This is a genomic window from Clavibacter sp., assembly GCF_014802555.1.
GTDB lineage: Bacteria > Actinomycetota > Actinomycetes > Actinomycetales > Microbacteriaceae > Clavibacter > Clavibacter sepedonicus.
The window spans coordinates 19,455-27,876 of record NZ_JAAVCB010000134.1; the positions used below are offsets into that span (position 1 = coordinate 19,455).

The 8,422-nt window shown below is 73.0% G+C and carries 8 protein-coding genes; 4 read left to right on the forward strand and 4 right to left on the reverse strand.

Going from position 1 to position 8,422, the window contains the following annotated elements:
* Positions 1-47: 47 nt before the first annotated feature.
* From HDR73_RS14805 to HDR73_RS14820, 4 genes are all read left to right on the forward strand, one after another.
* Complete coding sequence (locus HDR73_RS14805; RefSeq protein ID WP_012297561.1) at positions 48-299, forward strand: CopG family transcriptional regulator; 252 nt, start codon at positions 48-50, stop codon at positions 297-299.
* Positions 296-640 (forward strand): type II toxin-antitoxin system PemK/MazF family toxin, encoded by a 345-nt coding sequence (locus HDR73_RS14810; protein ID WP_041464791.1) that lies wholly within the window; start codon positions 296-298, stop codon positions 638-640. Before HDR73_RS14805 ends, HDR73_RS14810 begins: the two co-directional genes overlap by 4 nt.
* Positions 641-667: 27 nt before the next feature.
* The gene (locus HDR73_RS14815) at positions 668-1,276 is read left to right on the forward strand and encodes a DUF1349 domain-containing protein (protein ID WP_041464251.1); all 609 of its coding nucleotides are present in this window, start codon (positions 668-670) and stop codon (positions 1,274-1,276) included.
* A gap of 164 nt (positions 1,277-1,440) precedes the next feature.
* Positions 1,441-2,310 (forward strand): M23 family metallopeptidase, encoded by an 870-nt coding sequence (locus HDR73_RS14820; protein ID WP_012297558.1) that lies wholly within the window; start codon positions 1,441-1,443, stop codon positions 2,308-2,310.
* 82 nt (positions 2,311-2,392) lie between these two features.
* Here HDR73_RS14820 and HDR73_RS14825 read toward each other — a convergent pair whose 3' ends face one another.
* From HDR73_RS14825 to HDR73_RS14840, 4 genes are all read right to left on the reverse strand, one after another.
* The gene (locus HDR73_RS14825) at positions 2,393-4,624 is read right to left on the reverse strand and encodes an acyl-CoA dehydrogenase family protein (RefSeq protein ID WP_012297557.1); all 2,232 of its coding nucleotides are present in this window, start codon (positions 4,622-4,624) and stop codon (positions 2,393-2,395) included.
* A 226-nt stretch (positions 4,625-4,850) separates the two neighbouring features.
* The gene (locus tag HDR73_RS14830) at positions 4,851-6,362 is read right to left on the reverse strand and encodes an aldehyde dehydrogenase (NADP(+)) (protein WP_012297556.1); all 1,512 of its coding nucleotides are present in this window, start codon (positions 6,360-6,362) and stop codon (positions 4,851-4,853) included.
* Positions 6,363-6,388: 26 nt separating this feature from the next.
* On the reverse strand, positions 6,389-7,390 hold the full coding sequence (locus HDR73_RS14835) for a proline racemase family protein (protein ID WP_012297555.1): 1,002 nt from the start codon (positions 7,388-7,390) through the stop codon (positions 6,389-6,391).
* Positions 7,391-7,397: 7 nt separating this feature from the next.
* Positions 7,398-8,315: a dihydrodipicolinate synthase family protein gene (locus HDR73_RS14840; protein WP_012297554.1), complete on the reverse strand. Its 918-nt coding sequence runs from the start codon at positions 8,313-8,315 to the stop codon at positions 7,398-7,400.
* Between the last annotated feature and the right edge of the window lie 107 nt (positions 8,316-8,422).

The following is an 8,422-nucleotide window of genomic DNA, read 5'->3' on the forward strand; positions in this document are numbered from 1 at the left end:
CGGTGAAGAGCCAGACCACGCGAGTATGACCGGTTATACTCGCATACATGAAGACCGCCATCTCCGTCCCCGACACCGACTTCGAGAGATTCGATCGTGTCGCGAAGCGCTTCGGGATGACCCGCTCCGAGTTCTACCGTGTCGCAGCGCAGAAGCTCGCCGATGAGCTGGAGGGAGCCGACAAGGCGGAGCTGACGCGTCTCGCGGACGCCGCCATCGCCGAGGTCGGACAGCCCACCGCGGGCGAGGACTTCCTGCGCGAGTCGGAGCGCATCGCGCGGACCGGTTCGGAGTGGTGATCCGCCGAGGGGACGTCGTCTGGGTCGGCTTCGATGCTCCCCGAGGGTCGGAGCCGGCGAAGATCCGGCCGTCCCTGGTCATCCAGGACGACTGGATCAACGAGAGCGGCATCGCCACGATCGTGATCATCCCGTTCACCTCGCAGGTGCGCCTCCAAGTCTTCCCGGGGAACGTGTTCATCCCGGCAGCGGCGTCGGGGCTGGACAAGGACTCGGTGGCGGTGGTCCCCCAGATCGGGCCGGTCAGTCGTGAGCTCATCGAGCCCCACCCCGTGGGGCACCTCCCCGGCTACCTCATGGCGGAGGTGTCGGCCGCCGTGCGGCTCCTCCTCGCCGTCTGACGTCCGCCCGCCGCGTACGGTCATCCCATGACCGACTCCCCCGCATCCCCCGCACTCGCCGACATCCCCTGGAACCGGGGCGCATGGACGACGGAACCGGAGGCCGTGCGCATCCACGACGGCGGCATGGACGTGACCGCCCGCGAGGGCAGCGACGCCTGGCGAACGACCTCGTACGGCTTCGTGCACGACACCGAGCACGCGCTCCTCGCGCCCCTGGATCCGGGCGCCGCGGTCGAGGTGGCGTTCACGCTGGACCTCCGCGAGCAGTTCGACCAGGCCGGTGTCTTCGTGCGGGTCGACGCGGAGACGTGGATCAAGGCGGGCATCGAGCGCAGCGACGGCGAGGACGGCCTCGGCGCGGTCGTCACGCGCGGCGTCTCCGACTGGTCGCTCGCCCCGGTGCCGGGCTGGTCGGGCCGGCTCGTGACGATCCGCGCGAGCCGCATGGGCGACGCCCTCACGGTGCGCGCCCGGGTGGACTGCGAGCCGTGGCGGCTCGTGCGCGTCGCGCCGCTGGATCCCGACGCCCGGGTGACCGCCGGCCCCTTCTGCTGCGCACCCACCCGCGCGGGCTTCACGGCCCGCTTCGCGTCGTGGCGCACGGGCCAGGCGGATGCGGCGCTGCACGCGTAGCGCGGCACCTCCGCCTCTCGAGGCCATCCCGCCTGGCGCGCGGCATCCCGCGCGCGAATACCGCATCCTCCGCACGCGGTCACGTCCGCAATGATGAGGACCGCATTCCGCTTGCCTTCTCCCTCAGTCGCTGGATACCTTCGAGAAAGACATTCGGGGGGAAATTGGTCAAGGAATTGGAATCATTCGACGCGCCCGACGGGCTGGGGCCGGACGACATCGTCGATCCGCGCACCGGCGCGACGCGCAGGCAGATAGTCACCGCAGCGCTGTTCATGGTCGCGCTTTTCGGCGTGGAGGTGCTGCAACCCGTTGCGGCCGCGAATGCCGAGAATGCATGGAACCACCCGTTCAGCACACGCGTCCGCCCGATCTCAGGTTATGGGTACCGCATCCACCCCATCACGGGAGTGCGGACGCTCCACCGCGGGATCGACTTCGCGCCGGCCGCGGGGACCAGCATCTTCGCCATCGGCGTGGGGACCGTCGAGCGGATCGACTACAGCAGCGGACCCGGCACCTTCGGGCACAGCATCACCATCCGACACCCGGACAGCGACGGCTCCAACTGGCGCTCCCTATATGCGCACATGTCGTCACGGTCGCCGTTGTCCGTCGGCCAGCAGGTCGACGGGGGCACCTTCGTGGGCGCGGTCGGATCATCGGGAGATGTCACAGGACCGCATCTCCACATCGAGATCCGTCAGAACAACACGGCGATCGATCCCGCATCACGCATCAATGACGCACCATTAGCAGGAGGAAGCATGGCAATCTCGCAGGCAGACGCGAATCTCATCTCGCAGACCATCAGGGGCGCCGAGTGGTACACAGGGAATCCGTCGAACGGCGGTGAGACGAAGAGCGTCGAGGGGATCTACCAGGGCCTCCTCCAGACCATCATCGGATACGGGTCCCGGACCGAGAACATCGAGAAGATGGTCGCCGGTCTCGGCACGCGCCTGGCGCAGGACGCCACGTTCATCAACGCCGTCGCCACCGCCACCGCGGCGAAGGTCAAGGTCAAGGCCTGATCCGACCGCGACACCACGATGCCCGGGCCACCTCCGTGAGGTGACCCGGGCATCTGCGCGTCCGTGGGACGGGATGACCGCGCTACCCCTTCTTCTTCTCGCTCTTCTCCATGCGCGGCGCCGAGCCGTCGGCGATCCGGGCGTCGCGGTACGCGCGCGCCTCGTCCTGGCGGTCCTTCTCCTCGCCCGACGCCACGGCCGCGCGGACGTGCGCCGGCGTGTAGCCGAACGCGTCCACGAGGTCCTGCGCGTGCGGGCGGAGGCGGGCGACGAGCCGGTCGACGTAGGCCGTGACGGCCCGAGCGCGCGCGGAGCTGATGCGACCGTGGATCAGGAACCAGGCCAGGTCCTCCTCGATGAGGCGGAGGCCGAAGAGGTCGCGGGTCCAGGTGAGGATCCTGCGGGTGCCGTCGTCCATGGCGCGGCCGGTCTCCGACGCGGGATCCAGCGCCTCGGTGAACGCCTCCCACTGCAGCAGCTGCGCATGCGCGCGGGCCGCCTCGATGAGCGCGTCCTGGTGCCGGTTGACGAGCGCGGCGGCCTCGGCCGGCGGCATCTTGCGGGTGGCGCGGAGCGCGGTCGCGATCTCGCCGACCATGGTCTCGACGCGGCCCGTCAGCAGCGCGCGCTGCGTGTCCGGCTCGCGCAGCTGGCCGACGGAGCGGGCGGTGGATCCGCGGTCCGCGAGCGCCTGCCCGAGCGTGCGCAGACCGGTCGAGCGCAGCGTGCGATCCGCGGCCTGCTCGACGGCGTAGCGCGCCAGCACCCCGAAGTCGGCCTTCGCGAAGCGCTTGTTCACGTCGGTGAGCAGGCGCTTCGCGACCAGCTGGAGGAGCACGGTGTTGTCGCCCTCGAAGGTCGCGTAGACGTCGAGGTCGGCGCGGAGCCCGACGAGCCGGTTCTCCGCGAGGAAGCCCTGGCCGCCGCACGCCTCGCGCGCCTCCTGGATCGTGTCGAGCGCGTGCCAGGTGCTCAGCGGCTTGAACGCGGCGGCGAGCGTCTCGAGGTCCTGCCGGTCCGCGTCCGTGTCGGTCGCGCCGGAGAACACGGAGTCGAACTGGGTGAGGAGCTTCTCGTGCGCGAACGACGCGGCGTACGTGGTCGCGATGCGCGGGATCAGCCGGCGCTGGTGCCGCTGGTAGTCGAGCAGCACCTCCTCGTCGGTGCCGCCCGCGACGAACTGGCGGCGCTGGTTGCCGTAGGTGACGGCGATCTGCAGCGCGATCTTGGCGGCGCTGGTCGCGGCGCCGTCGAGCGACACGCGACCCTGCACGAGTGTGCCGAGCATCGTGAAGAAGCGGCGGCCGGGGCTCGAGATCTCCGACGTGTACGTGCCGTCCTCGGCCACGTCGCCGTAGCGGTTGAGGAGGTTCGCGCGCGGCACGCGCACGTGGTCGAAGTGGAGGCGGCCGTTGTCGATCCCGTTGAGGCCGCCCTTGAGGCCGTCGTCCTCGCCGCCGACGCCGGGCAGGAACGCGCCGGTCTCGTCGCGGAGCGGCACGAAGAAGCAGTGCACGCCGTGGTTCACGCCCTGGGTGACGAGCTGCGCAAACACGGTCGCGGCGCGGCCGTCGATGGCGCCGTTGCCGATGTAGTCCTTCCACGCCGCGCGGAACGGGGTGTGCAGGTCGAACTCGCCGGTCTCGGGGTCGTAGGTCGCGGTCGTGCCGATGCTGGCGACGTCGGATCCGTGGCCCGTCTCGGTCATTGCGAACGCGCCCGGCGTCTCGAGCGTCATGATCCCCGGGAGCAGCTCGCGGTGGTGGCGCTCGGTGCCCAGGTGCATCACGGCGGAGCCGAACAGTCCCCACTGCACGCCGGCCTTGATCTGGAGGGACGGATCCGCGGCCACGAGCTCCTCGAAGCCCGCGATGTTGCCGCCGTGGTCCTCGAGCCCGCCGACGGACACGGGGTAGGCGCGGTGCACGCCGCCGTGCTCGACCAGGATCTTCAGCTGCTCGCTCACGCGCGCCCGGTGCTGGTGCATGTCGAGGCCCTCCATGCGGTGCAGCTCGGGGCGGCTTGTCAGCTCGCGGGACGAGCGGCGGACGTCGGCCCAGCGCCCGAGGAGCACGCGGCCGAGGCCCTCGACGTCGACGCGGGGGCCGGTGTCCACCCCCGCGTCGCCGTCGGTGCGGTCGAGCTCGCGGGCGACCTCGGCGTCCACGGCGCCGGCGACCGGGACGCCCGCCTCGCGGAGCGCGCCCTCGTGGGGAGAGCCCTCGGGGGCTGCGCTGCCGTCCTGCGGTGCCGCGGCGGGGCCTCGTCCCCTCGTGCCGCGGGTGGTGCGTCCTCGTGCCGCCGTGTCGACCATGGATCCTCCGTGCCGTCGTCTGCGCCGGCGTCCCCGCCGGCACCGGCCACGCTATGCACGGATCCTCCACCTGCCGAAAAACACGTCGCGGGCCTCCAACGCGCTCCCGCGGCAGGCGGTCGCGGGTTGTGGGAACCCTCAGCGGCGGGGCGGCCCTGCGGCTAGCGGAGCACGCGCCGAGCCCGGACGCGCGGCCAGCGCGGCGGGCGCCCGGCGGATCCCGGCGTCAGGCGCGGGCGCCGCGCGCGCTCACCCGCTGGGGCACGCCCCACGGGTTCGCGGTGCGCAGGGGTTCGGGCAGCAGCGCGTCCGGGACGCCCTGGAACGCGACGCCGCGGAGCAGACGGTCGAGCGACGCGGTGCCGACGCTCGTGCCGCGGTCGAGCGTGGTGGCGGGCCAGGGTCCGCCGTGCTGCTGCGCGTCGGTGACGGAGACGCCCGTGGGCCAGGCGTCGACGAGCACGCGGCCGGCGCGGGCGGCCAGCACGCGGATCAGCTCGGCGGTCGCCGCGTCGGCCTCGCCCTCGCCGAGGTGGACGCTCGCGGTCAACTCGCCCTCGAAGGTGCGAGCGGCGAGGGCGGCGAGGTCGGTGCCCGCGGGGTACTCGACGAGGAGCGCGAACGGGCCGAACACCTCGTGCCGCAGCACCTCGCGCTCGGCCTCGAAGTCGGCGAGCGCCACGGCGGCGATGGTGGGGGTCACGGATCCGTCGTCGCCCGCGGGCGCGCGGCCCTCGGCGACGAGGCGCACGCCGTCGACCGCGATGGCGGCGGCCCGCCCGCCCGCGTAGCCCTCCGCGATCCGGGAGTTGAGCATGCCGTGCGGCGCGACCGCGCCGGCCTCCTCCGCGAGGACGGCGTCGAGGCCGTGGCCCGCCGGGATCAGCACGATGCCGGGCGCGGTGCACAGCTGCCCGGCGGATCCGGCGGCGCTCGCCACGAGGGCGGCGGCGATGTCTTCCCCGCGCTCGGCGGCGGCGCGCTCCGTGATGACGACCGGGTTGACGCTGCCCAGCTCGCCGAAGAACGGGATCGGGTCGGGGCGGGCGGCTGCGACGTCGGCGAGGAAGCGGCCGGCGCGGAGCGATCCCGTGAAGGTGGCGGCGCGGATCCGCGAGTCGCGCAGCATCGCGAGCCCCGCCTCCTCGCCCTCGATGAGCTGCAGCGTGCCCTCGGGGAGGCCGGCCTCGACGAGCGCGGCGGACGCGGCCTCGGCGACACGGCGCGACAGCTCCGGGTGCCCCGGGTGCGCCTTCACGACCACGGGGCAGCCGACCGCGAGCGCCGACGCCGTGTCGCCGCCCGCCACCGAGAACGCGAACGGGAAGTTCGACGCCGCGAAGTTGAGGACCGGACCCACGGGCACGAGGTACCGGCGGATGTCGGGGCGCGGGGCGGGCGCGGCGTCGGGATCCGCGTGGTCGATGCGCGCGCCGAGGTAGCGGCCGTCGCGCACGGCGGCCGCGAGGATCTTGAGCTGCACGGTCGTGCGCGTCAGCTCGCCGGCGAGGCGGCCGGGCGCGAGCGCGGTCTCCCGCTCGGCGACGGGCAGCAGCTCGGGGCGGATCGCCTCGAGCGCGTCGGCGACGGTGTCGAGCGCTCGGGCACGGGCAGCAGGGGCCAGCGCGGCGAGGGGTGCGGCGGCCCGGGCGGCGCGCGCGGCGACGGCGTCGACGGTCGCGGCGACGGCGGGATCCACGGCCTGGTCGGTGGTCGGGGCGGTCTCGTGCGGGGTCATGTCTCTCCTCGGTGGGGGCTCGCGGTTCAGAACCGGAAGCCGCTCGGGAACGGGTCGGTGGGGTCCAGCAGGTACTGTCCCATGCCGGTGATCCAGGCGCGCCCGGTGATGGCGGGGACGATGGCGGGCCGCCCGGCGACGGCCGTCTCGCGGAGGATCCGGCCGGTGAAGCGGCTGCCGATGAACGACTCGTTCACGAACTCGTCGCCCACCGCGAGCTCGCCGCGCGCCCACAGCTCGGCCATGCGCGCGGACGTGCCGGTGCCGCACGGCGAGCGGTCGAACCAGCCGGGGTGGATCGCCATGGCGTGCCGCGACAGCCGCGCGTCGGACCCGGGTGCCAGGAACTCGACGTGGTGGCAGTGGTCGACACCGGATATCTCCGGGTGCGACGGCGCGTCCTGGTCGTTGATCGCGCCCATGATCGCGAGCCCCGCGGCGAGGATCTCCTGCTGCCGCTCCCGGTCGAACGGCAGCCCCAGCGCGTCGAGCTCGACGACCGCGTAGAAGTTGCCGCCGAACGCGAGGCTGTACGGGACGGTGCCGTACCCGGGCACCTCGATCGAGGCGTCGAGCCGCTCCACGTACGAGGGCACGTTCTCGATGGTGACCGAGGCGGCTCGGCCGTCCTCCACGTCGACCCGCGCGATCACGAGCCCGGCCGGGGTGTCGAGCCGGATCGTGGTGACCGGCTCCTGCACCTCCACGAGCCCGGTCTCCACCAGCACGGTCGCGACGCCGATGGTGCCGTGGCCGCACATCGGCAGGCAGCCGGACACCTCGATGTAGAGGACGCCCCAGTCGCAGTCGTCGCGCGTGGGCGGCTGCAGGATCGCGCCGCTCATCGCCGCGTGCCCGCGCGGCTCCGTCATGAGCAGGAGCCGCAGGTGGTCGAGGTGCTCGATGAGGTGCAGGCGGCGCTCGTTCATGGTGGAGCCGGGGATCACGCCGAACCCGCTCGTGACGACGCGGGTCGGCATGCCCTCCGTGTGCGAGTCGACGGCGTGGAAGACGCGGGAGGACCTCATCCGTCGATCATCGCCCGGCGAGGTGGTCAAGCGCGCGGCGCGTGTCGCGCGTGACCTGCTCCGCGATGGCGGCGGGCAGCGGCGCGCGCGGCGGACGCGTCGGGCCGCCCGTGCTCTCGCCGGCGACGTCGATCGAGAGCTTGATGGCCTGCACGAACTCGGTGCGCGAATCCCAGCGGAACACGGGGACGAGGTGGCGGTACAGCTCCTTCGCCTCCTCGATGCGGCCGCTGGTCGCGAGCCCGTACAGCTCGACGGCCTCGCGCGGGAAGGCGTTCGGGTAGCCCGCGAACCAGCCGACGGCGCCCATGATGAGCGACTCGAGCAGCAGGTCGTCGGCACCCGCGATGACGTCGAGGCCCGTGAGGTCCTGGATCTCCGTCACGCGCCGGATGTCGCCCGAGAACTCCTTGATCGCCACGACGTTCTCGAGCGCGTCGAGCCGCTGGAGGAGCTGCGGCGTGAGGTCGACCTTGGTGTCGAACGGGTTGTTGTAGGCCATGATCGGCAGGCCCACCTCGTCGACGCGCGCGTAGTGCTCGACGACCTCGTCGTCGCTCGCCCGGTAGATGGTGGGCGGGAGGAGGAGCACGCCGTCGGCGCCGTCCTCGGCCGCGATCTCGGCCCACTTCCTCGCCTGGTGCCAGCCGACGCCGTGCACGCCGGCGACGACGATCCCGCGGTCGCCCACGGTCTCGACCGCGACCTGCACGACCTTCCGGCGCTCCTCGTCGGTGAGCGACGAGTACTCGCCGAGCGATCCGTTCGGGCCGACGCCGCGGCAGCCGTTCGACATGAGCCAGTCGCAGTGGGCCGCGTACGCGTCGTAGTCGACGGCGAGGCCGGCGGGGGCGGATGCGTCCTCGCGGAACGGCAGCGTGGTGGCGACGACGACGCCTCCGAGGTCCAGGGCGGGTGCGGTCAAGGGGTGTCCTTCCGGTCGGTGGTGCGGGGAGGTGCGGGGGTGGTCGGGGGCGCGGGCGGCGGTGCGACGCCGGCGGGCGGGGCGTCGGCGGGCGGGGCGGCGGCGGG

Coding starts and splice junctions, on each gene's coding strand:
- HDR73_RS14830 (WP_012297556.1), bottom strand. CDS start 6,362: ATGACCCCGCACGAGACCGCCCCGACCACCGACCAGGCCGTGGATCCC.
- HDR73_RS14825 (WP_012297557.1), bottom strand. CDS start 4,624: ATGGTCGACACGGCGGCACGAGGACGCACCACCCGCGGCACGAGGGGA.
- HDR73_RS14835 (WP_012297555.1), bottom strand. CDS start 7,390: ATGAGGTCCTCCCGCGTCTTCCACGCCGTCGACTCGCACACGGAGGGC.
- HDR73_RS14815 (WP_041464251.1), top strand. CDS start 668: ATGACCGACTCCCCCGCATCCCCCGCACTCGCCGACATCCCCTGGAAC.
- HDR73_RS14805 (WP_012297561.1), top strand. CDS start 48: ATGAAGACCGCCATCTCCGTCCCCGACACCGACTTCGAGAGATTCGAT.